Raw genomic sequence first — 26,547 nt, forward strand, 5'->3', positions numbered from 1 at the left:
TTCAGGCGCCGAGAAAGATCAGAAAATCATGAGTTTCGAAACCCTAGGCCTCAACGAAGTCCTCCTCAAATCCCTGCAAGACGCCGGCTACGAAAACCCGACGGAAGTTCAGGCCCAGACCATCACCCCCGCGCTGCAAGGCTTCGACCTGCGCGTCTGCTCCAACACCGGCAGCGGCAAGACCGCCGCCTTCGTGTTGCCGGCACTGGAGCGTGTGTTGGCCGCCCGTCTTGACCCGGAAAAGCGTCGTGCAAAAGGCCAGGTCTATGGCCCGCGCGTCCTGATCCTGACGCCGACACGCGAACTGGCCCTGCAAGTTTCCAAGGCTGCGTCGACCTACGGTCGTCACGTCTCCGGCCTGCGTGTGGCGACTGTCGTCGGTGGCGTACCTTACGGCGCCCAGCTGTCGGCCCTGCGCGCACCGCTGGACATCCTGATCGCCACGCCGGGTCGCCTGATCGACCACATCGGCAGCGGCAAGGCCATCCTGAACCAGGTCGAAATGCTGGTGCTGGACGAAGCTGACCGCATGCTCGACATGGGCTTCATCGAAGACATCGAGCACATCGCCAAGTCGCTGCCTGAGAACCGCCAGACACTGATGCTCAGCGCCACCTTCGCCGGTCAAGTGGGCCGTCTGGCCGACCAGATCCTGAAGGACAGCGCCCAGCGCATCGAAGTGGCCAACCACACCGACACGCACGCCAACATCGAGCAGCAGCTCCTGTGGGCCGACAGCATCGACCACAAGGCCGCGCTGCTTGAGCACATCCTGACCGAACGCGAAATGCAGCAAGCGGTGATCTTCACCAGCACGCAGCGCGACGCTGACGAACTGGCTGCCCGCCTGTACGACATCGGCCATGCCGTGGCTCCGCTGCATGGCGGCATGCCGCAAGGCCGTCGCACCCGCACGCTGATGGCGCTGCGCAGTGGCGAGCTGAAGATCCTCGTGGCCACCGATGTGGCCGCACGCGGCATCGACGTGCCCACGATCAGCCACGTCATCAACTTCGGTCTGCCGATGAAGGCCGAGGACTATGTCCACCGCATTGGCCGTACCGGCCGTGCTGGCCGCTCGGGCCGTGCCATCACGCTGGCCGAGCGCCGCGACGTGGGCATGATCCGCCGCATCCAGCAGTTCACGACCCAGAACATCCCGGTCGGCATCATCGAAGGCCTGGAGCCGCAGCGCCCCGCGCCTGACATGTCCAACAACCGCGGCCCGATGCGCGAAGGTGGTCGTCCGCCCCATCGCGGTGGCGGCGCCGGTTTCGGTGGCGGCTTCCGTGGCGGCCCGCGTGGTGGCCGTGAAGGCAACTTCGGCGGCGCTCGTGAAGGCGGCTTCGGCGGCGGTCATCGCGAAGGCAACTTCGGTGGCCCGCGTGAAGGCGGCTTCGGCGGCGGCGGTTTCGGTGGTGGTCAACGCCCTGCCGCACCGCGTGGCGACTTTGGTGCTCCGCGCAGCAGCCAAGGCCTGCGTGGCGATGACCGTGGCGGCCCGCGCAGCGGCCCGTCGCATGGCTTCGGCGGCGCAGGCCGTCCGGCACCGCGCGCTCCGCGCAGCGGTGGCCGTTGATCGATTCCCGATCAGCCAGAAAACAGCCCCTTGATGCGTTGAAAACGCGTTGAAGGGCAGACAAGAAAAAGGGTGGTGCCGCGAGGCATCACCCTTTTTTATGCGCGAAAGAACATCAAACCATCAGTCACGCATGCCACGACCGTGATGCATGCCGCCAGGGCCGCTGCGCTTCAGAAAATCGCGCACCTTGACCTGCTGCTCGGGCTTGAGGCTATCGAAGAAATCACCCGCTGCGGTGATGATCTCACCACTGTCAGCCTTCATGGACTGGCTTCGTGCATCAACCAGTGCTTGCGCAGCGGCGCGGTCGAACTTGTCGCCAGCAATGACCGCCTGCGCTTTTTCCTGCATTTGCGCGTGCGGTGACTTGCCGCCAGCCGAGGCCATCATGGCCTGGCGACGGGCCTGCATCTTGTCGAGCAGCACGCCCAGCCGCTTCTGCTGTGCGTCGTCCAACTGCAGTTCCTTGGTCGCACGCTCCATCATGCGCGTGCGGTGCTTGGCCTGATCGGCGTCACTCATGGACCGACCATGATGACCACCCATCATGCCGGCACCGTCCTTGCCGCCGCCCATGCCCATGCTTTCCATCGCACCGGCCATGGGCTGATGGCCGCAGGCCGTCACGGTCAGAGCCAGCAAGCCGGCGCTGACCACCAGACCCATGCGCCCCATGACGCCACGTTTGCTTGAGTTTTTCATGTCCTGATTCCTTCTGGAGAGATGCGGGCCGAAACCCGCGTTGACGATGACCTGATCATGCCGACGCGAGCCGGCGCGGTGTTTGCGCTGGCATAGAGGTTTGTTGAGTTTGTTTTCCGGACGGCGGCGCAACTTGAAGTCCGTACACTGTCGCGCCATGAATGAGTTCGCCCTCCAGATCGAAACCCTGCGCCCACACCTGCTGCGCTACGCCCGCCATCAGTTGCGCAACGAGGCCTGGGCGGAGGATGCGGTATCGGAAACCGTGGTCGCCGCACTGGAGAAACCGCACAGCTTCAGCGGCCAGTCGCAGCTCAAGACCTGGCTGGTGGGCGTGCTCAAGCACAAGCTGATCGACCAGATCCGCCGGCACGGACGGGAAATTTCCCTGACCCGTGACGATGGAGACGAGCAGGATCTCGACGACCTGCTCTTCAAGGCCGACGGCCACTGGCGCGAGGCGCCCAAGGACTGGGGCAGTCCCGAGGCGTCGCTGGGGCAACGGCAATTCTTCGAGGTGCTGGAAGCCTGCGTCGAGCACCTGCCGGGCCAGCAAGGCCGCGTTTTCATGATGCGTGAATGGCTGGAACTGGAGGCCGACGAAATTTGTAATCAACTCGGCATCAGCTCGACCAACCTCTGGGTACTGCTGCATCGAGCCCGGCTGCGGCTGCGGGAATGCCTGCAGCTGCGCTGGTTCGACAGCCCGCCACGTCCAGCCTGAAACACCAACACATCCGCACAGACCACGCCATGTTCCTGCGCCGCACCTGCCGAGACATCACCCGCCTGGTTCTTGAAGGCGAAGAACGCCCCATGACCTGGAACGAGCGCCTGGTGCTGCGCCTGCACCTGAGCGCCTGCTCGGCCTGCACCGGCTTTCGCCGTCAGGTGCGCTTCATGGACCAGGCGATGGGCGCCTGGCGCCGCTATTCAGATTCCGACAAGAAATAGCGCTCAACAGCGCTCAAAACCTGCAGGCATCAATCCGCGTCGAAGGCCCCGCTGGGCGCGCGGCTGCGGTCGTTGTTGCCCTGCACCAGCACTTGCAGCATGGCCAGAAAGCGCGGTCGGTCCTCGGCCGGCAAAGGCGCCAGGATGCGTTCCTGCGTGTTCAGCACTGCGGGCATGACCTGGGCGAGCAGCGCCTGCCCCTCGTCCGTCAGCGTGAGCAGCCGCAGGCGGCGGTCTTCCACGCCGACGTGGCGCAGCATCAGACCGCGCTTTTCCAGCCGATCGACCACACCGCCGATGGTCGAGGTGTCGAAACCAATCGTGCGTGCCAGCGTGCGCTGGTCCAGCCCAGGCTGGGCGCCCACGGTCTGCAACGCCGCGAACTGCACCGGCGTGATGCCGTGCGGCTCAGCCTCTTCCAGAAAAATGGCCACCGCGATCTGCTGCAGACGGCGGATGTAGTGGCCGGGCAGCGCCTCCAGAGGACCTGATGTCATGGTGCCTTCCGCCCTCACTTGCGCATCAGCGTGCTCTTGCCGAACAAGCTCTCAACCAGATCGACCGCCAGTTCGGCAGTCTTGTTGCGCTCGTCGAACGCCGGATTCAGCTCGACCACGTCCAGCGATGCCAGCCGGCCGGTATCGGCAATCATCTCCATGCACAGCTGCGCTTCACGGTAGGTCGGGCCGCCGGGCACGGTGGTCGCCACGCCAGGGGCGATGCCGGGGTCGAGGAAGTCGACGTCGAAGCTCACGTGCAGGTGGGTGTTGTCATCGAGCGTGGCCAGCGCCAGCTCCATGGCCTGACGCATGCCCATCTCGTCGATGTAGCGCATGTCGAACACTTCCAGGTCCTGTTCATGCACCAGGCGCTTCTCACCCGCATCGACGCTGCGGATGCCGATCTGGCGGATGTCCTTGGGCGACATCGCCGGCACCACCCCGCCGATTTCGATCAGCTCCGACGGGCCGAGGCCGCACAGGCACGCCACCGGCATGCCATGGATGTTGCCGCTGGGCGTGATGGCGCTGGTGTTGAAGTCGGCGTGCGCGTCGAGCCAGACCACGCGCAGCTTCTTGCCCACCTCGCGGCAGTAGCGCGCCACGGCGCTGATCGAACCGATGCCCAGGCAGTGGTCACCCCCCAGCATGATCGGCAGGCGGCCGGCGCGCAGTTGGGCCAGCACCGCGTCATGCAGCAATCGGTTCCATTCAGCCACTTCGGCCAGATGGCGGTAGCCGTTCACCGGCGGTTGCCAGGGGTTGGCCGGGCCGTTCAGGTTGCCGGTGTCGACCACCCGCAGCCCGTGCGCTTCAAGGCGCCCGACCAGACCGGCCACGCGCAAGGCCTCCGGCCCCATGCTCGCGCCTCGTGCCGAGGCTCCGGCGTCCGTGGGCGCGCCGATCAGTCCGATTTCCTTGTGCACGTTTTCCTTTTGCGCGTTTTCTTCTTGCATCACATGTCCTCCGCAAATTGACCGGGCTCGGTCTTGTTGTCCTCGAAGCCGTAGTGGCGGCTCAGGCAGTCCCAGGCTTCCTCGGCGGTTTCGACGAACTCGAACAGCTCGACATCGCGGGCGTTGATCATGCCGGCCTCGATCAGCACGTCGAAGTTGATCAGCCGGGCCCAGAACTCGCGCCCGAACAGCAGGATCGGCCGACGGCGTGACTTGCCGGTCTGCACCAGCGTGAGCGTCTCGAACAACTCATCAAGCGTGCCGAATCCGCCCGGAAAACACACCAGTGCGATGCTGCGCATCAGGAAGTGCATCTTGCGCAGCGCGAAGTAGTGGAACTGAAAGCACAACTCCGGTGTGATGTAGGGGTTGGGCTCCTGCTCGTGTGGCAGCACGATGTTCAGGCCGATGCTCTTGCCGCCAACTTCGTACGCGCCGCGATTGCCCGCTTCCATGATGCCGGGGCCGCCGCCAGTGACCACGTAGATCGGCGTGTGCAGCTGACGTGATTGTTCGGTGACCAGGCTGGCGAAGCGCCGCGCCTCGTCGTAATAACGGCTCATTTCCAGCTGACGCACGGCAGCCTTGCGCTCCTGCACGTCCAGCCCATCGGCATCCAGCCGACGCTGCGCCTCCTCGGGCGACAGGATGCGGGCGCTGCCGAAGATCACGATGGTGGACTCGATCCCCATCTCGCGCTGCACCGTTTCGGCCTTGAGCAGCTCCAACTGCATGCGCACCGGGCGCAGGTCCTCGCGCAGCAGAAAGGCTTCGTCGGTGAAGGCCAGGCTGTAGGCGCTCTCGGGGCCGCCGTAGCGCGACACCGGCTGCTGCGCCTTGGCTTCCTGCTCGGCCGTCGGGAAGTTGCGAGCGGTCAACTCAGAGTGGTTTTTTTCCATGTCAGGCAGCATACCTGCTGGCACAGACCGGGCAAGCCGGGTCGCGCGCAACACGGATTTCGGTCCACTCCATGCGCCGCGCATCGAGCATCTGCAGCCGCCCGGCCAGCGACCCACCCATGCCTGCCAGCAGCTTGAGCGCCTCGGCCGCCTGCACCGTGCCGATCACGCCCACCAGTGGCGCAAACACACCCATGGTGGCGCAGCGCACCTCCTCGACTGCGCCATCCGGCGGAAAAACGCAGGCGTAGCACGGCAGATCGGCGCCGCGTGCATCCCAGACCGACACCTGGCCGTCCAGCCCGATGGCCGCGCCCGACACCAGCGGCACCCGCTGCGCCACGCAGGCAGCGTTGACGGCCTGGCGGGTGGCGTAGTTGTCGCTGCAGTCCAGCACGACATCGGCCTGCGCCACCAGCTCGGCCAGCAGCGCTGCATCGGCGCGGCGGGCCAGCGCGCGAATCTTGATCTCGGGATTGATGGCGCGCATGGCCTGCGCAGCGGACTCGACCTTCAACTCGCCCACCCGCGCGTCGGCATGGGCGATCTGGCGCTGGAGGTTGGTGCGGTCGACCGTGTCGTGGTCGACCACCGTGACCTCGCCCACGCCCGCACTGGCCAGATACAGCAGCGCGGGCGAGCCCAGGCCGCCGGCCCCAATCACCAGCACCCGCGCCGCCAGGATGCGCTGCTGGCCTTCCACGCCGAGTTCATCAAGCAGGATGTGCCGGCTGTAGCGCAACAGTTGGTCGTCGTTCATGAAAGCATCTCTCCAATGGAAAGGGGCCGCGAACGGCCCCTTGAAAAGGTCAGGACGAGAGCGTGAGGGCAGCGCGCTCAGTTCGCCTTGGGCTCTTCGACCTTGCGCTCGCTCTGCGTCTTGCTGACCTGCACCGGCTTGCCCTTCAGGCGGTTGAGCGCCTGCTGCAGCTGGAAGTCCTCTTCAGTGCCGAACTCCGGCAGACGCGGCGGCTTGCTGCCATCTTTCGCTTTTGCGTTGGCTTCTTCAAGCTTCTTGATCGCTTCCTCGCGGGCTTTCTCGCGGGCGGCATCCTTCTTCTCGGCTTCGCCGCCGGCGGTCAGGTGACGCTCCAGATCAGCCTCGCGGGTGCGCAGCGCGGCGAACGGGCTGCCTTCGGCAGTCTCGTCGACCAGCACATCCGGCAGGATGCCCTTGGCCTGGATCGACTGGCCCGACGGCGTGTAGTAGCGCGCCGTGGTGATCTTGAGAGAGGTGTTGGGCATCGGCAGGCGCGTCATTTCCTGCTGCACCGAGCCCTTGCCGAAGGTCTGCGAGCCCATGATGATGGCGCGCTTGTGGTCCTTGAGCGCACCCGCCACGATCTCGCTGGCCGAGGCCGAGCCTTCGTTGACCAGCACCACCACCGGCACGGTCTTGATCAGCGCCGGGATACCCGCCAGCACATCATTGCCATCGCGCGAGTAGTAAGTGGGCGACGCCTTGAGCAGGCTGCGCGAATCGGCCAGCTGGCCGTTGGTCGACACCACCACCACGTCCTTGGGCAGGAAGGCCGCCGACACGCCGACCGAGCTGTCGAGCAGGCCGCCCGGGTCGTTGCGCAAATCGAGCACCAGGCCCTTGAGCCCCGGCTCCTGCTTGAAGATGTCCTTCAACTGCTCGGAGAAGTCGCGCAGCGTGCTTTCCTGGAACTGGTTGATGCGGATCCAGGCGTAGCCCGGCTCGACCACCTTGGAGCGCACGCTCTTGGTCTTGATCTCCTCGCGCACGATGGCCACGGGGATGGTCTTGTTCTCGCTCTTGCGGAAGATCGTCAGCTGCACCTTGCTACCGCTCGGGCCGCGCATGCGCTTGATGGCCTGATCCATGGTCAGGCCCTTGACGAGGGTGTCGTCGATCTTGGTGATCAGGTCGCCGGTCTGGATGCCCGCGCGGAAGGCGGGCGAGCCTTCGATCGGCGAGACCACCTTCACGAGGCCGTCTTCCATGTCGATCTGGATGCCCACGCCGGTGAACTTGCCGCTGATGCCTTCACGGAAATCCTTGAAGGACTGGCCCTCGAAGTAGACCGAATGCGGATCCAGCCCCGACACCATGCCGCTGATGGCGTCACGAATGAGCTTCTTCTCATCGACCGGCTCGACGTACGAGCGCTTGACCAGATCGAACACCGCCGCCAACTGCTGCATGTCCTCGATGGGCAGCGGCGACATCGCGCTGCGCGCGGTGGCCTGCAACTGCATCGTCGTCAAAGCGCCGGCCACGGCACCGACGGCCACCCAACCCGCTACTTTCAGCTTGCTACCCATGCTCAATGTCCTTTGCGCACACACGATTTGCGTGCTTTTCATGCCTGGGAAGTATAGGTCGCACCCTATGCCCATACCGGCATCCTGCTGCTGTCCCGACGGGGAAATCAGGTCGGATTGGGCGATGTCAAGCGCGGGAATGTGACGACGTGATCCACCTCGGCGCGGATGCCGATCCATTCGCCGATGGCGTGATCGTGGTGCGACGGCACGTGCGCCAGCACCTGGGCGCCATCGGCCAGCCGCAGGGTGTAGAGAAACTCCGAGCCGCGAAACGCCTTGGCCTGGATCTGCGCCTTCACCGCGCTGGCGTCGTCGTGGACGATGTCGTCGGCCCGCAGCAGCACGTCGCATTCACCGCCCACGCCGGGCAGCGGGCACTCGACCGCGTCTGCCCACTCGCCCAGCGAGGTGCGCACGCGCGGGCCCTCCGGCCCCTGCACCACCTGCGCGGCCGAAAAGACACCGTGGCCGACGAAGCCCGCCACGAAGCGCGTCGCCGGGCGGTGGTAAAGCGCGTACGGCTCGTCCCACTGTTCCAGCTGGCCGTGGTTCATGACGCCGACCACGTCGCCCACTGCAAAGGCCTCGAACTGGTCGTGCGTGACGAACAGCGCCGTGGTGCCGGTCTGCTTGAGGATGGCGCGCACCTCCTGCGCCAGGCGCTCGCGCAGGTCCACATCCAGGCTGGAGAACGGCTCGTCCAGCAGCAGCAGGCGCGGCGCCGGCGCCAGCGCACGCGCCAGGGCGATGCGCTGCTGCTGGCCGCCCGAGAGCTGATGCGGATAGCGCTTGCCCGCCGCGCCCAGCCCGACCAGATCGAGCATCTGCTGCAGCCGCGCCTTCTGCAGCGCGCGCGGCTGGCCGTGCAGGCCGAAGGCGATGTTCTCGGCCACCGTCATGTGCGGAAACAGCGCGTAATCCTGAAACACCATGCCGATGCGGCGCGCCTCGGCGCCCAGATGCAGGCCGGCGGCCGCGTCGCTGACCGTCGTGCCTTCCAGCACCACGCGTCCGGCGCTGGGCCGCTCCAGCCCGGCCACCGCACGCAGCAGCGACGTCTTGCCGCAGCCCGACGGCCCGATCAGCGCGCCGATCTGGCCCCGCGCCAGGCTCAATGACACGCCCTGCACGGCAGCGCGGGCCGCAGCGGGGTACTGGACGGTGAGGTGTTCGACTTGCAGGAACATGCGGCAGGCAGGCAGACATCGGGTTGGCAGACTAAATCTATGATACCGAGCTGCCCTTCAATGCAAATAATTCTTGCTCGTACGCAAGCCTGACGGCTTGCGTGCCGCACCTGCTCCATGCGCCCTCTCCGATTGCCGTTCCGCCTGTCCTTCACCCCGCTGCTCACGCTGCTGTGCGCCGTGCTGGCGCTGCCCGTGCTGGCGATTGCCGCCTCGTGGCTGGCGCTGGACGCTGCCGCGCTGGAGGGCCTGCGCCACCAGTTCAGCACCGTGCTGCCGGGCTATGTGCTGACCTCGCTGCAACTGGCGCTGGCCGTCGCATTGGGCGTGGCGCTGCTGGGCGGGGGCACGGCCGCCGCCGTGACGCTGTTCGATTTCCCCGGCCGCCGCTGGCTGGAATGGGCGCTGCTGCTGCCGCTGGCCATGCCGGCCTACGTGCTGGCCTACGTCTACACCGACACGCTGCAGTCGAGCGGCACGCTGCAGATCTGGCTGCGCGCGCAGACCGGCGCCAGCGGCGCGCTCTGGCCCGATGTGCGCAGCCTGTGGGGGGCCGTGCTGCTGTTCGTGCTGGCGCTCTACCCCTACGTCTATCTGCTGACGCGCACCGCGCTGGCCGAGCGCGGCAGCGTGCTGCTCGAAGCGGCCCGCCTGCTCGGCGCCGGGCTGGGCCGCCGGGTGCTGCGCATCGCACTGCCGCTGGCGCGCCCGGCCCTGGCCGCCGGCGTGGCACTGGCGCTGATGGAAACGCTGGCCGATTACGGCGTGGGCGCGTACTTCGGCCTGAGCACCTTCACCACCGGCATCTACAAGGCCTGGCTGGCGATGGGTGACCGCATGGCCGCCGCGCAACTCGCCACGCTGCTGCTGTTCGTGGTGGGCGTGCTGGTCTGGATCGAGCAACGCGCCCAGGCCCGGCTGCGCTTTGCCACCACCAAAAGCGGTGCCGGCCAAAGCCCGGAGGCGCAGCCGGTCGTGCTGCGGGGCAGCGCCGCGGCACTGGCCTGCGGCGCCTGCGCGCTGCCGGTGCTGCTGGGCTTCGTGCTGCCGGTGGCACTGCTGCTGCGGCTGGTGTGGGTCGAGGCCGTGCACGGTGAATTCGGCCTGCCGTGGGACCGTTTCATGGACTGGAGCTGGACGAGCCTGAAGCTCGCCGGCCTGTCCGCGCTGCTGGCGGGCGGCTTCGCGCTGCTGCTGGGCTTTGCGGTGCGGCTGCGACCCACGCCGGCGCTGCAGGCCGGGCTGCGCGTGGTGTCGCTGGGCTACGCCGTGCCGGGCGCGGTGATTGCCGTCGGCCTGCTGCTGCCCGGCGGCTGGCTGCAGACGCACTACCCCGATCAGGCCTGGGGCACGGTGCTGACCAGCACCACGCTCGGCCTGATCTACGCCTACCTGGTGCGCTTCTCGGCCGTGGCGCTGCAGTCGGTGCAGGCCGGCTATGCCCGGCTGCCCGCCAGCCTGGACGAGACCGCGCGCATGCTCGGCGCCGGCCCGGCGCGCATCCTGGCGCGCATCCACGCGCCGCTGCTGCTGCGCTCGGCGCTGGCCGCGGCGCTGCTGGTGTTCGTCGACGTCATGAAGGAGCTGCCCGCCACGCTGGTGCTGCGGCCCTTCAACAGCGACACCCTGGCCGTCGTGGCCTACCAGCTGGCGCGCGACGAGCGCCTGGCCGAAGCCGCGCTGCCCTCGCTCGCCATCGTCGCGGTCGGCCTGCTGCCGGTGCTGCTGCTGTCGCGGGCGATGCGGCGCAGCGCCTGAGCCTGAACAGAGCCGGTCATGCCCGACGACCTGATCGTGCTGCGGCCGCAAGGCCTCTACTGCCCGGCGGGCGATTTCTACATCGACCCCTGGCGCAAGGTCGACCGTGCCGTCATCACCCACGCCCACGCCGACCACGCCCGCAGCGGCCACGGCCACTACCTGGCCACCGCCGTGAGCGCAGGCCTGCTGCGCAGCCGGCTGGGCGCGGGCATCAGTTTGCAGGGCGTCGGTTACGGCGAAGTGATCGAGCACCACGGCGTGCGCGTCAGCCTGCACCCGGCCGGCCACGTGCTCGGCTCGGCGCAGGTGCGCGTCGAGCATCGCGGCCAGGTCTGGGTGGCCTCGGGCGACTACTACCTGCGCGGCGACGCGCCCGCCGAGGCCAACCCGACCTGCGCCGCCTTCGAGCCGGTGCGCTGCGACTGCTTCATCACCGAGTCGACCTTCGGCCTGCCGATCTATCGCTGGCAGGCACCCGCCGAGGTGTTTGCCGACATCGTCGCCTGGTGGCGCGACAACGCCGACGCCGGCCGACCCAGCCTGCTGCAGGGCTACAGCCTGGGCAAGGCGCAGCACCTGCTGGCGGGCATCGGCGCCGAACTGGGCGCGGACCTGGCCGCCGCGCCCGGCCCGATCGTCGTGCACAGCACGGTCGACGCCATCAACCACGTCTACCGCGCCGCGGGCGTGGCGCTGCCTGAGACCCGGCTGCTGGACACGGCCAGCACGGCGGGCGAGCTGGCGCGCGCGCTGGTCATCGCCCCGCCCACCGCCCGCAACGGCATGCACAGCGAGGCACTCGCCCACGGCCGCACCGCCTTTGCCAGCGGCTGGATGCAGGTGCGCAGCGCGCGCAAGCGGCCCGGGCTGGACCGGGGCTTCGTGCTCAGCGACCACGCCGACTGGCCCGGCCTGACCCGCGCGATTGCCGCCACCGGCTGCGAACGCGTCATCGTCACCCATGGCCAGGAGGCCGCCCTCGCCCGCTGGCTGCGTGAACACGGCCTGCAGGCCGGCCGGTTCCAGACCGAATACGGCCAGGGTGACAGCCCGGACAGCAGTCAGGATGCTCAACAAGGGGACGCTTTCGCGCCTCCAGCCCCTTCAGACACCCCCTATCAGCCGGACTTGCTGCCCTGGCAGCCCGGGAGTTGCTCCAATCCGTAGCAACTGCGCCGCAGTCTCGCCACAGGCGGCTTCGGCGACTCAGGTGAAACGTTTGGTTTTGGCGTCAGAAAGCGGCCCGATGAGGCCTGATCAAAGCTGGCACGGCGAATGCAGTAAGGCTTGGGTTCACACCCCATCCAATCACAGGAGACACCCCATGCTTTACGCTGCCCCCGGTACCGACGGTGCCAAGATCGTCTACAAATCGCAATATGACAACTTCATCGGTGGCAAGTTCGTCGCCCCGGTCGAAGGCCAGTATTTCGACGTGATCACGCCGATCACCGGCAAGACCTACACCAAGGCGGCCCGCTCCACCGCCGCCGACATCGAGCTGGCGCTGGACGCCGCCCACGCCGCCAAGGCCGGCTGGGCCGCGACCCCGGCTGCTTCGCGTGCCAACATCCTGCTGCAGATCGCCGACCGCATCGAAGGCCAACCTCGAGATGCTGGCCTACGCCGAAACCGTCGACAACGGCAAGGCGATCCGCGAGACGCTCAACGCCGACATCCCGCTGTCCGCCGACCACTTCCGCTACTTCGCCGGCTGCCTGCGCGCGCAGGAAGGCTCGCTGACCGAAATCGACGGCAGCACCATCGCCTATCACTTCCACGAGCCGCTCGGCGTCGTCGGCCAGATCATTCCCTGGAACTTCCCGATCCTGATGGCCGCCTGGAAGCTGGCGCCGGCACTCGGCGCAGGCAACTGCGTGGTGCTCAAGCCGGCCGAGTCGACCCCCATCAGCATCCTGCTGCTGGTCGAGCTGATCGCCGACCTGCTGCCCCCGGGCGTGCTCAACATCGTCAACGGTTTCGGCCGTGAAGCCGGCATGCCGCTGGCCACGTCCAAGCGCATCCAGAAGATTGCTTTCACTGGCTCCACCGCCACCGGCCGCGTCATCGCCCAGGCGGCAGCCACCAACCTGATTCCGGCCACGCTGGAGCTGGGCGGCAAGTCGCCCAACATCTTCTTCGAAGACATCATGGACGCCGACGACGCGTTCTTCGACAAGGCCATCGAAGGCATGGTGCTGTTCGCGTTCAACCAGGGCGAGGTCTGCACCTGCCCGAGCCGCGCGCTGATCCAGGAATCGATCTACGAGAAGTTCATCGAGCGCGTCATCCAGCGCGTGGCCGCCATCAAGCAAGGCAGCCCGCTCGACACCGATTCGATGATGGGTGCGCAAGCCTCGGCCATGCAGATGGACAAGATCCTGTCCTACCTCGAAGTGGGCAAGCAGGAAGGCGCAGAAGTGCTGATCGGCGGCGACAAGGCCGAGCTGGGCGGCGACCTGGGCGGCGGCTACTACATCCAGCCGACCCTGTTCAAGGGCAACAACAACATGCGCGTCTTCCGCGAAGAGATCTTCGGCCCGGTGCTGGCCGTGACCACCTTCAAGGACGAAGCCGAAGCCCTGCAGATCGCCAACGACACGCCTTACGGCCTGGGCGCCGGCGTCTGGAGCCGTGACGGCAGCCGCGCCTACCGCATGGGCCGCGCCATCCAGGCCGGCCGCGTCTGGACCAACTGCTATCACGCCTACCCGGCCGGTGCAGCGTTCGGCGGCTACAAGGAATCCGGCATCGGCCGCGAAACCCACAAGGCCATGCTCGACCACTACCAGCAGACCAAGAACCTGCTCGTGAGCTACAGCCCGAACGCGCTGGGCTTCTTCTGATCGGCATCGGCCGAATCAGCGAGTGAGGGGCGGCTTTGGCCGCCCTTTTTGCGTTTCAATTCCCCACCGACGACCGGAAGGACCCCACCATGATCGAACGTGTCATCGCCACCGAGAACGCACGCGCCCTGATCGCCCGCCTGCGCGAGCAGCACGGCAAGATCTTTTTCTACCAGTCGCATGGCTGCTGCGAGGGCAGCACGCCGATGTGCTTTGCCGAAGGCGAGATGGGCCTCGGCAGCGAGGACGTGCAGATGGGCGCCATCGACGGCGTGCCCTTCTTCGCCAGCCGCGGCCAGAGCGACTACCTGCAGGGCCTGCAACTCAGCATCGACGCGGTGCCGGGCAACGGCGGCACGTTTTCCCTGGAGGAAGGCTCGGGCCAGCACTTCGTCGCCCACCTGCGGGTCTGGTCCGACGACGAAGCCCGGGCATTGGAAGCACAACAACAGGCACAACAAGCCTGAGCAGCAGGCCGGGCCGGGCGCTAGGATGGCGCCCCACTCGACCGCATTGACCGCACCCGCCAACCATGAGCACGCTGCCCGACCCCCATCCGAATGCCGACGCCTCGCCGCTGGGCCGCCCCGCCAGCTACTGCGACCAGTACGACGCCGGCCTGCTCTTCCCCTTCAGCCGCCAGGGCAAGCGCGACGAGATCGGCGTCGACCTGCAACACACCGGCGCGCTGCCCTTCATGGGCGCCGACCTGTGGACCGCCTACGAGCTGTCGTGGCTCAACCTGCGCGGCAAGCCGCAGCTGGCGCTGGCGAGCATCACGGTGCCGTGCGAGTCGCCCAACATCATTGAGAGCAAGTCTTTCAAGCTCTACCTCAACAGCTTCAACATGAGCCGTTTCGAGTCAGCCGACGCGGTGCGCGAGCTGCTGGTCAATGACCTGAGCGCCGCCTGCGGCCAGCGCGTCGGCGTCAAGCTGGTACAGCCCGAGCTGTTCGACGCGCAGCCGATCCACGAGTTGAGCGGCCTCAACCTCGACCGGCTCGACATCGACGTCACGCACTACGCGCCCGCGCCCGAATTGCTCAGCGCCGACCACGACGAAACCCCGGTGACCGAGACGCTGACCTCCGGCCTGCTCAAGAGCAACTGCCTCGTCACCGGCCAGCCCGACTGGGGCAGCGTGCAGATCAGCTACACCGGCGCGCCCATCGATCAGGCCGGCCTGCTGGCCTACCTGATCAGCTACCGCAACCACAACGAGTTCCACGAGCAGTGCGTCGAGCGCATCTTCATGGACCTGTGGACGCGCTGCAAACCCACCCGGCTGCAGGTCTACGCCCGCTACACCCGCCGCGGCGGCCTCGACATCAACCCCTTCCGCACCAGCCATCCCGCAGCGCTGCCGGCCAACGCGCGCACCGCGCGGCAGTGAGCCGGGGGCCTGACGTGATCACCCTCTACGGCATTCCCAACTGCGACACCGTCAAGAATGCCCGCGCCTGGCTGACCGAACGCGGCCTGCCCCACACCTTCCACGACTTCAAGAAACAGGGCGTGCCCGAGGCCGAACTCGACGCCTGGCTGGCCACGCTCGGCCGCGACAAGCTCATCAACCGCGCCGGCACCACCTGGCGCAAGCTCGATGACGCCACCAAAGCCGCCGTGATCGACGATGCCAGCGCCCGCGCGCTGATGCTGGCCCAGCCCAGCATCATCAAACGGCCCGTGGTGCGCTGGGCCACGCCCGAGGCCGCGGGCGCGCCGCGCCTGAGCGTGGGCTTCAACGAAGCCATCTTCGGCGCCGGGCAGGGCTAGGAAAACCCTGTCACGCCCCGGTCACACGGCCCTGTCAACGTATCAGCTGTAACCGCTTAACGACAGATGGAGCAGCCGCCATGGCCAAAGATTTCTCGACGATGGAAAACAGCAACCGCTCGGCCAACCCGAGCATCCATGAGGTGTCCGACCCGTCGCGGCGCATCATGCTTCGCGGTGGCCTGGGCGCGCTGTTGGGCAGCAGTCTGGCCCTGAACGGCCTGGCCGGCTGTGCCAGCATCGGCATGGGCAGCGGCTCGCTGCTGGGTTTCAAGAGCGTTCCCGTCACCACGGCCGACGCCATCACCGTGCCGCCGGGCTACATCGCGCAGGTGATCGCCGCCTGGGGTGAGCCGGTGGGCCTGTCGGGCGAGACGCCCGCCTTCAAGTTCAACGGCTCGAACACCGCCGCAGAGCAGGCCGCGCAGCTCGGCATGCACCACGACGGCATCCACTTCTTCCCGCAGTCGCCCACCAGCGGCCTGCTGGTGATGAACCACGAATACGTCGATGACGGCCTGCTGCACGCCGACGGCCTGGCCACCTGGACGGCCGAGAAGGTCAAGAAGTCACAGGCCGCGCACGGCGTGTCGGTGATCGAGGTCGAGATGAAGGACGGCCGCTGGCTGCAGGCCAAGGACTCGCCCTGGGCGCGCCGCATCCACGCCACCACGCCGATGAACGTGGCCGGCCCGGCCGCAGGTCACGCGCTGATGAAAACCGCTGCAGACGCCAGCGGCACCAAGGTGCTGGGCACGTTCAACAACTGCGGCAGCGGCATCACGCCCTGGGGCACCTACCTGACGTGCGAAGAGAACTTTATCAACTACTTCAACGGCCCGGCCACGCCCGATGCGCACCAGAAGCGCTGGGGCCTGCAGAAGGTCGACAGCAAGCTCTACCGCTGGCATGAGCACGACGAGCGCTTCGACGCCGTCAAGCACCCCAACGAGATCAACCGCCACGGCTGGGTGGTCGAGATCGACCCGATGAACCCGAGCAGCACGCCCGTCAAGCGCACCGCGCTGGGCCGCGCCGCGCACGAAGGCGCCACCGTCGCCGTCACCAGGGACCGGCGCGCCGTGGTCATCATGGGCGAGGACGCGCGCTTCGAGTACATCTACAAGTTCGTCAGTCGCGACGCGATCAAGCCGGGTGGCGCGCGGGCCAACGCCACGCTGCTCGACCACGGCACGCTGTACGTCGCCAAGTTCAACGCCGACGGCAGCGGCCAGTGGCTGGCGCTGACGCACGGCCAGGGCCCGCTGACGGCGGCCAACGGCTTTGCCGACCAGGGCGAGGTGCTGATCAAGTCCCGCCAGGCCAGCGATGCGCTGGGCGGCACCAAGATGGACCGCCCGGAGTGGACGGCCGTCGACCTCAAGACCCGCAAGGTCTACACCACGCTGACCAACAACAGCAACCGCGGCGTGGGCAGCAACCCCGGCGTGGACGCCGCCAACCCGCGCGCCAACAACACGATGGGCAACATCATCGAGTGGCTCGACACCGGCGACTTCGACGGCACCACTTTCGCCTGGAAGCACTTCGTCATGGCGGGTGACCCCAAGCTGGCCCGGGCCGACGCCCAGGGCAACGTCAAGGGCGACGCCTTCAGCTGCCCGGACGGCCTGTGGGTGGACGGCCGCGGCGTGATGTGGATCCAGACCGACATGTCCACCTCGGCCATGGGTCGTGGCGACCTCGTCAACATGGGCAACAACATGATGCTGGCCGCCGACCCGGCCACCGGTGACATCCGCCGCTTCCTGACCGGCCCGGCCGGTTGCGAAGTCACCGGCGCGACCATGACGCCCGACAACCGCACGATGTTCATCAACATCCAGCACCCGGGCGAAAGCCCGTCCGAGCGCACCGACCCGGCCGACCCGCGCAAGATCTCCAACTGGCCGGACTTCCGTGCCGACGGCCGTCCGCGCTCGGCCACGGTGGTGATCCGCAAGGCCGATGGCGGCGTGATCGGCAGCTGAGACCGGCCAACGGTCCACGGACCGTGGCGTGATGGCGGGTGAGCGCGCAGGCCCTGAAATGGCCGATGATTGCGCCCTCACCCTTCCGGACTCGCCATGACCCTGACCTGCATCCTCGTCGACCTTGAAAACGTGCAACTGCGGGTCGCCGACCTGGCGGGCCTGAGCCGCGAACAGCACCAGCTCAAGATCTTCCACGGCCCGAGCCAGAACAAGCTCACCATCGAGCTGGTGCGGGCGCTGCAGCCGCTGGGCGACGCGGTCGAGTACATCCAGTGCGAGAAGGCCGGCCCCAACGCGCTGGACTTCCACCTCGCCTTCCACCTCGGCCGGCTGACCGTGCTGCAGCCCGATGTGCAGGTGCTGATCGTCTCGCGCGACAAGGGCTTTGCGCAGCTGGTGAGCCACGCCAACCGCCTCGGCCACCGCGTCAGCCAGCACGCGGCGCTGCAGGCCGGCCTGTTCGGCGGCAAGGCCACCCCGGCGACCGCAGAACCCGCCGCCGCGCCAGCCCGCAAGGCCCCGGCCCGCAAATCGGTCGCCCGGAAAACCGCTGCAGCCAAGCCAGTTGCGGTGGCCACCGTCGCCCAAACACCTGAGGTGAAGCCGGCGCCCGAGCGCGCGCCAGCCAGAAAAGCCGCCGCCCGCAAGACGGTCGCGGCCAAGTCGCCAGCGCGCAAATCGTCTGCGGTCACGGCTCCGGCACCCGAGGCAGCGCCTGTTGCCGCGCCAGCCCCGACCCCAGCCCAGAAACCCGCCGCCAGAAAGACGCCCGCCCGCAAGTCCACCCGCGCCGCCGCCTCTGCAGCACCCGTGGCAGCGCCGGTTGAAGTTGCAGCAGCGCCGGCCTCGAAACCCGCCGCCAAGACCAAAAGCCTGCGTGACGTGGCCGGCGCCGCCGACCGCGCCAAGGCCGTGGCCAGCCTGCGCAAGATGGGTTCCAAGCAGCCCGTGCGCCTGAAGGCGCTGCTGCATCACCTGCAGTCGCACCTGCGCACCGACCTGAGCCCCGACGCGATCGAATCGCTGGTGCAGTCGCTGATGGCCTCGGGCGTGATCACGCTGGCCGACGGCAAGCTCACCTACCATCTGGCGGATTGATTTCCCCACGTCCCTTCACCTTCTAGCCCGAGCTGCATCCATGTTCACCGGCATCGTCCAAGCCGTCGCCACCGTCGTGGCCATCACCGACCGCCCCGGTCTGCGCAGCTTCACGCTCGAATTCCCGAGTGGCTTCCTGCAAGGCCAGGAGATCGGCGCCAGCGTCGCCTGCGACGGCGTCTGCCTGACCGTCACCGCCCATGAAGGTGGCCAGCGGGCCGACTTCGACGTCATGCAGCAAAGCCTGGCGCTGACCACGCTGGGCACGCTGCAAGTCGGCAGCCGCATCAACGTCGAGCGCGCCGCGCGCGAAGGTGTCGAGATCGGCGGCCACCCGATCTCGGGCCACGTCGACTTCCAGGCCACGCTGGCCGACGTGCGCCGCCCCGAGAACAACCACGTGCTGCGCATCGCCGTGCCCCCGGCGTGGATGCGCTACGTCTTCGCCAAGGGCTACATCGCCGTCAACGGCGCCAGCCTGACGGTGGCCGAAGCCAACCGGCGTGAAGGCTGGTTCGAGATCTGGCTGATCCCCGAAACCCTGCGCCAGACCACCTTCGGCGCCAAGCAGCCCGGCGACGCGCTCAACATCGAGATCGAGCGCCAGACCCAGGTCCTGGTCGACACCGTGCGCGACGCCGTCGAAGAGCGCATCGGCCCGCTGCTGCCCGCGCTGGAAGCGCTGCTGGCCGAGCGCGGCGTCGACGTCGCCGCCCTTTTTTCCGATTTCTCCGACCGGAATTCCGCATGAGCACGATCCCTACCGATGACGCCGTCATCACCGCCACCCGCACCTGGCTGGAACGCGCCGTGATCGGCCTCAACCTCTGCCCCTTCGCCAAGGCGGTGCACGTCAAGGAACAGATCCGCTACGTGGTGAGCGCCGCCACCACCGACGAAGAACTGCTGGCCGACCTGGTGCGCGAGCTGGAAACGCTGGCCGAGGCCTCGCCCGAGAAGATCGAGACCACGCTGCTGATCCACCCGCACGTGCTGGGCGACTTCATGGACTACAACGACTTTCTGGAGGTGGCCGACAGCGCCGTCGAGGAACTCGACCTCGCCGGCATCCTGCAAGTCGCCAGCTTCCACCCCGACTACCAGTTCGACGGCACCCGCGCCGACGACATCGAAAACTTCAGCAACCGCTCGCCCTACCCCACGCTGCACCTGCTGCGCGAAGACAGCATCGAAGCGGCCGTCGCCGCCTTCCCGGACGCGGCCGACATCTATGAGCGCAACATCGAGACGCTCAACAAGCTGGGGCTGGCGGGGTGGAAGAAGTTGTTCGCAGCGTGAACCCGGCCTGCGCCAACACCTGACCGTTGACCTGCAGGTCAACGTGATGCCAGCCGGGGTAATACACCCGGGTCGTGATCGGGCGCACCGCATGCCGGCGCTCCAGCAGCCGCACCTCGCCCGGCGCCAGCGTCAGCCGCCAGCCTTTGAAGACCTTGGGCAAAACGTTGCCGTTGGCCTTGACGTGATGCACCACGTAATCGACCTCCAGCGTCTGCGGCTGCAATGCGGTCGAGGCCAGCCGCACCGTCAACGCCACCGCCTCGCCCAGCTCGATCGCTGACGGCGCCACCGTCAGCGTGGCCTGCCCCTCCAGCGCCGTGCCCAGACCCCACGCGGCCAGCACCGCGGCATCACCCCGCTTGATCAACGTGCGGCTGGCGTGCCGCAACAGCGCCCGGCGGGGTGCGGGCGCGCCGGGCAGATGGCGTTGCAGCCAGTCGGCCACGAGGGCCGGATGATCGCGGGCGATGTCGTTCAAATGATTGGCCACCGAGCGGCGCACGTAGGCGCTCGGGTCGTCCTGCAGTGCCGCCAGCAGCGGCAGCGTCGGACGCGGATCGGCCACCAGCGCCTTGAGCTGCAAGCCCCAGGGCAGGCGCGGCCGGCTGCCCTCGCTGACCAGCCGCCGCACATGCGCGCTCGGGTCGTCCACCCAACGCGCCAGCGTGGCCAGACTGAGTTGCGGGTGCGCGGCAATGAAAGGCCGGATCGCAAATTCAGCGCTGAAGCGCTGCGTCAACGCATGCAGCGCCGCCAGCGCCACATCGGGCTGCGCCAAGCCCCGCCGGGCGATGAACTCACCCATCGGCCAGACTGCCCAGCCCGACAAACCCGCCGCACTGCTCGCCTCGGGCAGGTCATCGCCCTGTCCGGCCGGGCCCAGCGCATCGACCAAGGCCTGCGCAGCCACGGCAAAGTCAGCCGGCAGTGCCTGCTCCAGCGCGTCGGCCAACTGCATCGCGCGCGCTTTCAGGGCCAGCGACGCCAGATCACGTTGCGCCATGGCGACAAAGGTTGCGCGGTCGAAGTCACCACAGACGCGCGCCAGGTGCGTGTCCATGGCCGCGATCACGTTCGGGTTCAGGAGGTTCTTGAAGGGCTCGGCCATGGCGCGGATTGTCGACGCCCTGCAAGTCGCCAGCTTCCACCCCGACTACCAGTTCGACGGCGCCTGCGCCGACGACATCGAGAACTTCAGCAACCGCGCGCCCTACCCGACGCTGCACCTGCTGCGCGAGGACAGCATTGAAGCCGCCGTCGCCGATATCTATGAGCGCAATATCGAGACGCTCAATAAGCTGGGACTGAAGGGATGAAATAAATTGTTTGCGAGGTGAGCGCGGCGGAGAGATACCTGCGACGACTCGGCTGCTGTGGGTTGTCGGCTGTACGGTCTGAGCCACCCTAAAGGGCGTTTCTCGAAACCTCAGAAATCGACTCTTTTTAGGCAACCTGTCCTATGTAAATCAATAGCTTACATGCGGTGACATGCTGAAACCTGAGGTTTTTAGAAAAACCCTGAAAACGCTGCGGGACAGCGTCAAAACTGTGTACAAGCACGACGACATCAAAATATTGCGGGTTATTTATGAGACACAAGCGGTAAACCAATTTGCTGCCGCCGATGACCCATGTTAGGCCGACGACGCTTGAGCAATGTGTCTAGCAAGTCGCAGTAGAGCTAGGGCAGAAATTAGGCCTAATACCTTGGTAGACCGTCACCAGCGCACGAAGCGCGGAGGGCACCAACATGGGCAATGAAAATTCCTGCGGCATAGCCCATGCTGGCGTCAACGATGAATCGACAATTAGCCCAACCACTATATAAACCCATCTCAATTTTCGATTGAGTCAAACATTTTTATATATCTCTCTTTTACTGGAGCATTGACTACATGACCGACCTCAATAAGAAAATCTTGCAGCCAGCGATGTTTGATGCGCACCTTCTCACTACCGTTTATTACATCTATATTTGCCTGATGCGCTGAGCAAGCAAAATTCCAAACGCTTTCATAGTTTTCTTTATTAGCAATATTTAAATACCAACTCCTACCAGACCTAAGAACTGCTCGAGTTTTTTTAGGTTTGGAAACATGTCAACAATATTCTGGTCAATCATTATTCTTGGAAAATCTGCCACAGTAGACTCCAGTAAATATGCTTTTGTGAGCGCCGGACTATATGTGATCGTTTGATTTTGAAAATGCTCTCCATATGAAACCCCACCACGAATTAGCAACCCTTTCTCAAGAAAGGCAACAAAAACCCTACCGAGAATATTCATCAACTCAGGCGCAGCCTCTCTGTCAGAGCAACTCACGAATATTGAGTCAGATATAACCTTGTGTGCGAATTTTGCTTGATTCACATCATCGAGAACCCTAAACGCCTCGATCATTTTTCCTTTAAATATTTGCGTTCCATTTTTTATATCATGATCCAAAAGATTTTTGTAACCCAATATATCCAAGAACGCAATGTATGAATAATCAGCCATTGACAACCACCTCCGCGATTTTATCGATCTCCGCACCATACTCGGCAGCACGAGCCAGCCAACTATCAAGTGCTACACCTTGCCAAGCAGCACCTTCAGCGGAGGCTAGTTTAGTATCATCTTTATTGAGATCAAATATTGCCTTCCCAACAATATGCGCAACAGGTACAAGACCACCAAAGTCACGAATAGTGCTGATGTACTGATCGCTTCCATTTCGGTGTGGCAACGTGGCAATCAGATTATTTTGTAAGACATTAAGAATCTCCTTCTCCCAATACTGGTAAGGTCTTCTAGTACGACCAGCATATGCTTTAAAGTTCTGGCTTACTGCTCCAAGAAAAATTGGCTTCCCAGGGAAACTTGAGAATCCAAACGCCGGGAAGGTGGCGACAGTTTTTTCGTGTCGATCAATCCAAACGGAAATAAGCCGGGCCAACGCTTCAACAGCCTGTGCGCAAAACCTGTCTGGCGTTACAGGTATAAAATATCCATCACAACTAGAGCGTGTTATGAACTTCCACCCGAAGCCAGCACCGCTGCGGCCTTGGGAAGCATGAGGATGGCGAAGACCACAAAATGCAAACTGGCCAGCACCTGAGGCAAGCGCTCGAAATCGCGGCTGAGCCGTCGAAACCGCGACAGCCACCCGAAACTGCGCTCGACCACCCAGCGCCGGGGCAGCAAAACAAATCCCTTCCTTGCCTCGGGAAGTTTGACGATTTGCAGGTCGATACCGCTTGCCTGGGCGTCTTGCCGGGCCTGTTCGCCCGTGTAGCCCTGGTCCGCCCACGCCAGCTTGACCGTCTCGCCGGTGGCCACTTGCACCGCCTCGCACAGCGCCTTGACCTGGGCGCGCTCCTGCTCGTCGGCCGGTGTAACCGTCATCGCAATCAACTGCCCCAGCGTGTCGACGGCCATGTGCACCTTGCTGCCGCGCCGGCGTTTGTAGCCGTCGTAGCCGGCTCGCACCCCGCTCTCGCAACTGCTTTGCAGCGTGCGCCCGTCCAAAATCACCGCGCTGGGTTGGCCCTGACGGCCTTCGCTGACCCGGATGACCGAGCGCATGTCAGCGACCATCGCCTCGAAGCAGCCCGACTCGTCCCAGCGCCGGAACTGCTGGTAGACCATCTGCCAAGGCGGCAAGTCGTGCGGCAGCAGTCGCCAAGGGGCTCCCGCGCGCGCCAGCCAGCGCAGCGCGTTGAACACCTCGCGCAGGTCGTGCCGGCGCTGCGGGGCATTGACATCCATCAGCGTCAGGTACGGCGCCACGAAATGCCATTCCTCTTCGCTGATGTCGCTCGGGTAGGGTTTTCGGGTCACGGGGTCAGCTTATCTTCAGCGCCGGACGGCTTGCGGCAAGTTCATAACACGCTCTAAGAAGCGCCAAGTTTGTAATCGCGCCACTGGAGGGGCCCAAGTCAACTAATATATGGTCAAACCCATGAGTGGCGATTAAGTCTTGAAACAGATTGTGAAGCACATTGTAAGTATGTTTTTCATGGACACTCTCAGTTATTGCCAGAGCAAGTGCATTTGAGAAATATCTTTCAGCAAGACTAAAATTCCAGTCACCCCTGAGTATTTGCAAATTTTTGCACGAAGTATGTCGAGGAAGCCTCAAGGTTCTGACGTCAATTTTTGCAGCGGAGCCTTCAAATCTTGGTTTTAGCGCCTGATAAATTGAGGTTCCCGGAAGATCATCATCCTTGCCATCGACCTCAGGAGAGAAAAAACTCTCAGTCAAATTACTCTGCGGGTCTGCATCAACAAGTAATATTTTCAAATTCTTTTTTCCGCAAGATAAACAGCAAGATTAAATATTGTTGTCGTTTTTGAAACACCACCTTTGTGGTTGTAAAACGTAATTACTTTAGGCATAATCTTCCTTTTTAATATGCGGATTTATTGATAGGACCAACGCCTAGACTGACTGGAGAGCGGATGACACCAATTATGGCCACAAAATATCGAAGACATGGCCAGTATTAGAATCCGCGTTAAACCAACAGTTATGCTGGTACACGAAGTGAAAGGGTGTTTTGTTTACCATGATCTGCCTTTTGTGTGTTGCACTTGATGCGTGAAACCGCGTTTTTAAAAAATCAGTTCCAGCAGTTGCAGTCTGCTCCACATCCTCCAGGCATAAAGCACTCCGGCATTGTGGCGGGGCGCCCAAAATAATTTACTTGATATTTATTTTGCAATTTTTCCTTGCGATTTATTTTGCTTTTCCATGAATGTATGAATTCTCCATACTCGGAATCATTGAAACAAAGCATTTTGGAAAAATATTTATCAATAAGAAAAATCTCAACGACTTTTGCCATTTCTTCGGGATTTATGTGAAACCACTCTGAATGTCTACCTGTGGTTGCATGCGATATGCGCTCGTATTCTTGACTTAAGAAATTTATGACTGATAGTTCAATCTCGCTTACCTTGCCAGGCGAAACTTCATCCTTGATTTTGAATGCACAAAGTAGCGTGTAATACGGATTTTGGCTGCTACTTGCCCTCGTCCCAAGATTTCCGGTGGTCAGTCCAATTTTTGCTATATATTTAAACCTAATGTCGTATCCAACATATATCCAGTTGGTGATAGAATTTTCCTGTCTGACCCTTTCTATTTCGCACCACTTTGCTTTGTAGTCGTCGCAGCCATTAGGGGAAAATGGCTCGTGGAAGTTGTTTGTCACACCTTGACTCCTGTGTTTGGTATTTTAATTGGTTGAGATTTAATGCCGATTAACAACCATGCGGTCACGAAGTTCGGCCTAACTACATTTAGGCGTCACAATCAGCTTGCTTAAGTGACGTTCAATACGATCACACCATGACAATTTACGTCAGGATAACGGCAAACACCCCCTCTGGAAAGCCTAAGCCGCTCCTCCTTTAGGGGGATGGCGTACGGTACGTTATACGGCCTAAATTTTGCAGCGCAGACACCGCACCGCCATGCTCTGGTTTGTACTCGTCAGCGACACAGCCGCTGGATAAATTGCGTACTGCTTTTTCGCGCAGCCACACAGACTACGCACATAACAGAGTTACGCCAGTGACATAAGCACCACATACTTTTTCACGGAAACGCCATCTCAAGACCACTGGGGTACTTCTTGAAACCTCAGAAATCGACTCTTTTTAAGCAACTTGTCCTATGTAAATCAACGACGTACATGCGGAAGCGTGCTGAAAACTGAGGTTTTTTAGAAGGACCCACTAGAGAAAATTCAACCCTGAGCCATCAAGCCTACGCGCCCGCTTCAGCGCCGGGCCAACACCGCCCTCGCCACCCGCGACCCATTGACCGAACCGATCACCGCCCGCATCGCCTGACCTGCATCAATCAGCGCATCCAGATCAATCCCCGTCTCGATACCCAGCCCGTGCAGCAGATACACCACATCCTCGGTCGCCACATTGCCGGTCGCGCCCTTGGCGTAGGGGCAGCCACCCAGGCCGCTGACGCTGGTGTCGAAGGTGCTGATGCCGACTTCCAGGCTGGCGTAGACGTTGGCCAGCGCCATGCCGTAGGTGTCGTGGAAATGGCCGCTGACTTCGGTGAGCGGAAAGTGCTTGAGCGCGGCTTCGAGCGCCGCCTGCACCCGGCGCGGTGTGCCGACGCCGATGGTGTCGGCCACGCCGACGTGCTGCACGCCGATCTCGCGCATCAGGCGGGCGACGAGTTCGACCTGTGACGGCGCCACGTCGCCCTCGTACGGGCAGCCGACCGCGCAGGAAATCGCGCCGCGCACCTTGACGCCCGCCGCACGCGCCGCCGCGACCACCGGCGCAAAGCGCTCAATGGATTCGGCGATGCCGCAGTTGATGTTGCGCTGGCTGAAGGCCTCGCTGGCGGCGCCGAAGACGACGATCTCGTCGGGCTGCGTCAGCGCCGCGGCTTCCCAGCCCTTCAGGTTGGGCGTCAGCACCGAATAGCGCACGCCGGGCTGGCGGGTGATGCCGGCCATCACTTCGGCGTTGTCGGCCATCTGCGGCACCCATTTCGGGCTGACGAAGCTGGTGACCTCGATCTCGCGCAGGCCGGCGGCTTGCAGTGCGTGGACAAGCGCGATCTTGTGCGCGGCAGCGACGGGCTGCTTTTCGTTCTGCAGGCCGTCGCGGGGGCCGACTTCGACGATCTTGACGTGGGAGGGAAGGTTCATGGGTGGATTCTTTCTGATTCCGTCAT

At 64.2% G+C, this 26,547-nt stretch carries 25 protein-coding genes and 3 pseudogenes; 14 read left to right on the forward strand and 14 right to left on the reverse strand.

Translation table 11 applies throughout. The features are described 5' to 3' along the window. The first annotated feature begins 28 nt into the window (after positions 1 to 28). A complete protein-coding gene (locus AC5IG3_RS08920; protein ID WP_491905944.1) occupies positions 29 to 1,579 on the forward strand; it encodes a DEAD/DEAH box helicase in 1,551 nt (516 codons plus the stop codon). Between the two features lie 123 nt (positions 1,580 to 1,702). Here AC5IG3_RS08920 and AC5IG3_RS08925 read toward each other — a convergent pair whose 3' ends face one another. After that, positions 1,703 to 2,416, reverse strand: coding sequence for a Spy/CpxP family protein refolding chaperone (locus tag AC5IG3_RS08925; RefSeq protein WP_491905945.1), 714 nt, complete (start codon positions 2,414 to 2,416; stop codon positions 1,703 to 1,705). Positions 2,417 to 2,441: 25 nt separating this feature from the next. On the opposite strand from AC5IG3_RS08925, the gene AC5IG3_RS08930 reads away from it, so the two are divergent. Together AC5IG3_RS08930 and AC5IG3_RS08935 are read left to right on the forward strand one after the other, a co-directional pair. Beyond that, positions 2,442 to 3,008 carry a sigma-70 family RNA polymerase sigma factor gene (locus AC5IG3_RS08930; protein ID WP_491905946.1) on the forward strand — a complete coding sequence of 189 codons (567 nt, stop codon included), beginning with the start codon at positions 2,442 to 2,444 and terminating at the stop codon, positions 3,006 to 3,008. Positions 3,009 to 3,037: 29 nt separating this feature from the next. Then, a complete protein-coding gene (locus tag AC5IG3_RS08935; protein WP_491905947.1) occupies positions 3,038 to 3,238 on the forward strand; it encodes a zf-HC2 domain-containing protein in 201 nt (66 codons plus the stop codon). Positions 3,239 to 3,267: 29 nt separating this feature from the next. On the opposite strand, the gene AC5IG3_RS08940 is transcribed toward AC5IG3_RS08935, so the two are convergent. From AC5IG3_RS08940 to AC5IG3_RS08965, 6 genes are all read right to left on the reverse strand, one after another. Next, positions 3,268 to 3,735 carry a MarR family winged helix-turn-helix transcriptional regulator gene (locus AC5IG3_RS08940; RefSeq protein WP_491905948.1) on the reverse strand — a complete coding sequence of 156 codons (468 nt, stop codon included), beginning with the start codon at positions 3,733 to 3,735 and terminating at the stop codon, positions 3,268 to 3,270. Positions 3,736 to 3,749: 14 nt separating this feature from the next. Further along, a complete protein-coding gene (gene rocF, locus AC5IG3_RS08945; RefSeq protein ID WP_491905949.1) occupies positions 3,750 to 4,694 on the reverse strand; it encodes an arginase in 945 nt (314 codons plus the stop codon). Continuing rightward, positions 4,694 to 5,593: an LOG family protein gene (locus AC5IG3_RS08950; protein WP_491905950.1), complete on the reverse strand. Its 900-nt coding sequence runs from the start codon at positions 5,591 to 5,593 to the stop codon at positions 4,694 to 4,696. The genes rocF and AC5IG3_RS08950 overlap by 1 nt, the downstream gene beginning before the upstream one ends. A gap of 1 nt (position 5,594) precedes the next feature. Beyond that, positions 5,595 to 6,353, reverse strand: a complete 759-nt coding sequence (locus AC5IG3_RS08955) for a HesA/MoeB/ThiF family protein (protein WP_491905951.1) — start codon at positions 6,351 to 6,353, stop codon at positions 5,595 to 5,597. Positions 6,354 to 6,430: 77 nt separating this feature from the next. Beyond that, entirely contained in the window at positions 6,431 to 7,882 is a 1,452-nt protein-coding gene (locus tag AC5IG3_RS08960) for a S41 family peptidase (RefSeq protein WP_491905952.1), read from the reverse strand. Between the two features lie 107 nt (positions 7,883 to 7,989). Next, the gene (locus AC5IG3_RS08965; protein ID WP_491905953.1) at positions 7,990 to 9,072 is read right to left on the reverse strand and encodes an ABC transporter ATP-binding protein; all 1,083 of its coding nucleotides are present in this window, start codon (positions 9,070 to 9,072) and stop codon (positions 7,990 to 7,992) included. A 117-nt stretch (positions 9,073 to 9,189) separates the two neighbouring features. On the opposite strand from AC5IG3_RS08965, the gene AC5IG3_RS08970 reads away from it, so the two are divergent. The 10 genes and pseudogenes from AC5IG3_RS08970 (at position 9,190) to AC5IG3_RS09015 (ending at position 19,846) form a co-directional block, all read left to right on the forward strand. Beyond that, a complete protein-coding gene (locus AC5IG3_RS08970) occupies positions 9,190 to 10,830 on the forward strand; it encodes an ABC transporter permease (RefSeq protein WP_491905954.1) in 1,641 nt (546 codons plus the stop codon). An 18-nt stretch (positions 10,831 to 10,848) separates the two neighbouring features. Beyond that, positions 10,849 to 12,000: a ligase-associated DNA damage response exonuclease gene (locus AC5IG3_RS08975; RefSeq protein WP_491905955.1), complete on the forward strand. Its 1,152-nt coding sequence runs from the start codon at positions 10,849 to 10,851 to the stop codon at positions 11,998 to 12,000. A 157-nt stretch (positions 12,001 to 12,157) separates the two neighbouring features. Beyond that, positions 12,158 to 13,679, forward strand: a pseudogene (gene exaC / locus AC5IG3_RS08980) (acetaldehyde dehydrogenase ExaC). Between the two features lie 89 nt (positions 13,680 to 13,768). Further along, positions 13,769 to 14,146: a DUF779 domain-containing protein gene (locus AC5IG3_RS08985; RefSeq protein WP_491905956.1), complete on the forward strand. Its 378-nt coding sequence runs from the start codon at positions 13,769 to 13,771 to the stop codon at positions 14,144 to 14,146. Positions 14,147 to 14,211: 65 nt separating this feature from the next. After that, positions 14,212 to 15,072 (forward strand): NADPH-dependent 7-cyano-7-deazaguanine reductase QueF, encoded by an 861-nt coding sequence (queF, locus tag AC5IG3_RS08990; RefSeq protein ID WP_491905957.1) that lies wholly within the window; start codon positions 14,212 to 14,214, stop codon positions 15,070 to 15,072. Positions 15,073 to 15,086: 14 nt separating this feature from the next. Next, complete coding sequence (locus AC5IG3_RS08995) at positions 15,087 to 15,455, forward strand: arsenate reductase (RefSeq protein ID WP_491905958.1); 369 nt, start codon at positions 15,087 to 15,089, stop codon at positions 15,453 to 15,455. Between the two features lie 80 nt (positions 15,456 to 15,535). Next, entirely contained in the window at positions 15,536 to 17,446 is a 1,911-nt protein-coding gene (locus tag AC5IG3_RS09000; protein ID WP_491905959.1) for a PhoX family protein, read from the forward strand. Positions 17,447 to 17,542: 96 nt separating this feature from the next. Further along, positions 17,543 to 18,547, forward strand: coding sequence for a PIN domain-containing protein (locus tag AC5IG3_RS09005; protein ID WP_491905960.1), 1,005 nt, complete (start codon positions 17,543 to 17,545; stop codon positions 18,545 to 18,547). Between the two features lie 40 nt (positions 18,548 to 18,587). Further along, positions 18,588 to 19,298 (forward strand): riboflavin synthase subunit alpha, encoded by a 711-nt coding sequence (locus tag AC5IG3_RS09010; protein WP_491905961.1) that lies wholly within the window; start codon positions 18,588 to 18,590, stop codon positions 19,296 to 19,298. Next, positions 19,295 to 19,846 carry a DUF1415 domain-containing protein gene (locus AC5IG3_RS09015; protein ID WP_491905962.1) on the forward strand — a complete coding sequence of 184 codons (552 nt, stop codon included), beginning with the start codon at positions 19,295 to 19,297 and terminating at the stop codon, positions 19,844 to 19,846. Before AC5IG3_RS09010 ends, AC5IG3_RS09015 begins: the two co-directional genes overlap by 4 nt. Here AC5IG3_RS09015 and AC5IG3_RS09020 read toward each other — a convergent pair. Continuing rightward, entirely contained in the window at positions 19,800 to 20,957 is a 1,158-nt protein-coding gene (locus AC5IG3_RS09020) for a DNA alkylation repair protein (RefSeq protein WP_491905963.1), read from the reverse strand. The two genes, AC5IG3_RS09015 and AC5IG3_RS09020, sit on opposite strands and share 47 nt — an antisense overlap. 19 nt (positions 20,958 to 20,976) lie before the next feature. Here AC5IG3_RS09020 and AC5IG3_RS09025 point away from each other — a divergent pair. After that, positions 20,977 to 21,165: pseudogene (locus AC5IG3_RS09025) on the forward strand (DUF1415 family protein); the annotation flags it as partial. A gap of 722 nt (positions 21,166 to 21,887) precedes the next feature. Here AC5IG3_RS09025 and AC5IG3_RS09030 read toward each other — a convergent pair. From AC5IG3_RS09030 to AC5IG3_RS09055, 6 genes and pseudogenes are all read right to left on the reverse strand, one after another. Continuing rightward, positions 21,888 to 22,349, reverse strand: coding sequence for a hypothetical protein (locus tag AC5IG3_RS09030; protein ID WP_491905964.1), 462 nt, complete (start codon positions 22,347 to 22,349; stop codon positions 21,888 to 21,890). Then, positions 22,342 to 22,788, reverse strand: coding sequence for a hypothetical protein (locus AC5IG3_RS09035; protein WP_491905965.1), 447 nt, complete (start codon positions 22,786 to 22,788; stop codon positions 22,342 to 22,344). Before AC5IG3_RS09035 ends, AC5IG3_RS09030 begins: the two co-directional genes overlap by 8 nt. 71 nt (positions 22,789 to 22,859) lie before the next feature. After that, positions 22,860 to 23,672, reverse strand: coding sequence for an IS5 family transposase (locus AC5IG3_RS09040; protein WP_491904994.1), 813 nt, complete (start codon positions 23,670 to 23,672; stop codon positions 22,860 to 22,862). Positions 23,673 to 23,676: 4 nt separating this feature from the next. Further along, positions 23,677 to 24,230: pseudogene (locus AC5IG3_RS09045) on the reverse strand (ParA family protein). Between the two features lie 224 nt (positions 24,231 to 24,454). Next, entirely contained in the window at positions 24,455 to 25,048 is a 594-nt protein-coding gene (locus AC5IG3_RS09050; protein ID WP_491905966.1) for a hypothetical protein, read from the reverse strand. Positions 25,049 to 25,618: 570 nt separating this feature from the next. Further along, complete coding sequence (locus tag AC5IG3_RS09055) at positions 25,619 to 26,521, reverse strand: hydroxymethylglutaryl-CoA lyase (RefSeq protein WP_491905967.1); 903 nt, start codon at positions 26,519 to 26,521, stop codon at positions 25,619 to 25,621. Positions 26,522 to 26,547 lie beyond the last annotated feature (26 nt).

The organism is Leptothrix sp. (in: b-proteobacteria) (assembly GCF_965250675.1).
In the GTDB taxonomy this organism is placed as follows: domain Bacteria; phylum Pseudomonadota; class Gammaproteobacteria; order Burkholderiales; family Burkholderiaceae_C; genus Sphaerotilus.

Coding starts and splice junctions, on each gene's coding strand:
- AC5IG3_RS09020 (WP_491905963.1), bottom strand. CDS start 20,957: ATGGCCGAGCCCTTCAAGAACCTCCTGAACCCGAACGTGATCGCGGCC.
- AC5IG3_RS09055 (WP_491905967.1), bottom strand. CDS start 26,521: ATGAACCTTCCCTCCCACGTCAAGATCGTCGAAGTCGGCCCCCGCGAC.
- AC5IG3_RS09030 (WP_491905964.1), bottom strand. CDS start 22,349: ATGGCTGATTATTCATACATTGCGTTCTTGGATATATTGGGTTACAAA.
- AC5IG3_RS08935 (WP_491905947.1), top strand. CDS start 3,038: ATGTTCCTGCGCCGCACCTGCCGAGACATCACCCGCCTGGTTCTTGAA.
- AC5IG3_RS08975 (WP_491905955.1), top strand. CDS start 10,849: ATGCCCGACGACCTGATCGTGCTGCGGCCGCAAGGCCTCTACTGCCCG.
- AC5IG3_RS08985 (WP_491905956.1), top strand. CDS start 13,769: ATGATCGAACGTGTCATCGCCACCGAGAACGCACGCGCCCTGATCGCC.
- AC5IG3_RS09015 (WP_491905962.1), top strand. CDS start 19,295: ATGAGCACGATCCCTACCGATGACGCCGTCATCACCGCCACCCGCACC.
- queF (WP_491905957.1), top strand. CDS start 14,212: ATGAGCACGCTGCCCGACCCCCATCCGAATGCCGACGCCTCGCCGCTG.
- AC5IG3_RS09000 (WP_491905959.1), top strand. CDS start 15,536: ATGGCCAAAGATTTCTCGACGATGGAAAACAGCAACCGCTCGGCCAAC.
- AC5IG3_RS08930 (WP_491905946.1), top strand. CDS start 2,442: ATGAATGAGTTCGCCCTCCAGATCGAAACCCTGCGCCCACACCTGCTG.
- AC5IG3_RS08920 (WP_491905944.1), top strand. CDS start 29: ATGAGTTTCGAAACCCTAGGCCTCAACGAAGTCCTCCTCAAATCCCTG.
- AC5IG3_RS08955 (WP_491905951.1), bottom strand. CDS start 6,353: ATGAACGACGACCAACTGTTGCGCTACAGCCGGCACATCCTGCTTGAT.
- rocF (WP_491905949.1), bottom strand. CDS start 4,694: ATGCAAGAAGAAAACGCGCAAAAGGAAAACGTGCACAAGGAAATCGGA.
- AC5IG3_RS09005 (WP_491905960.1), top strand. CDS start 17,543: ATGACCCTGACCTGCATCCTCGTCGACCTTGAAAACGTGCAACTGCGG.
- AC5IG3_RS08940 (WP_491905948.1), bottom strand. CDS start 3,735: ATGACATCAGGTCCTCTGGAGGCGCTGCCCGGCCACTACATCCGCCGT.
- AC5IG3_RS08960 (WP_491905952.1), bottom strand. CDS start 7,882: ATGGGTAGCAAGCTGAAAGTAGCGGGTTGGGTGGCCGTCGGTGCCGTG.
- AC5IG3_RS09010 (WP_491905961.1), top strand. CDS start 18,588: ATGTTCACCGGCATCGTCCAAGCCGTCGCCACCGTCGTGGCCATCACC.
- AC5IG3_RS08950 (WP_491905950.1), bottom strand. CDS start 5,593: ATGGAAAAAAACCACTCTGAGTTGACCGCTCGCAACTTCCCGACGGCC.
- AC5IG3_RS08970 (WP_491905954.1), top strand. CDS start 9,190: ATGCGCCCTCTCCGATTGCCGTTCCGCCTGTCCTTCACCCCGCTGCTC.
- AC5IG3_RS08965 (WP_491905953.1), bottom strand. CDS start 9,072: ATGTTCCTGCAAGTCGAACACCTCACCGTCCAGTACCCCGCTGCGGCC.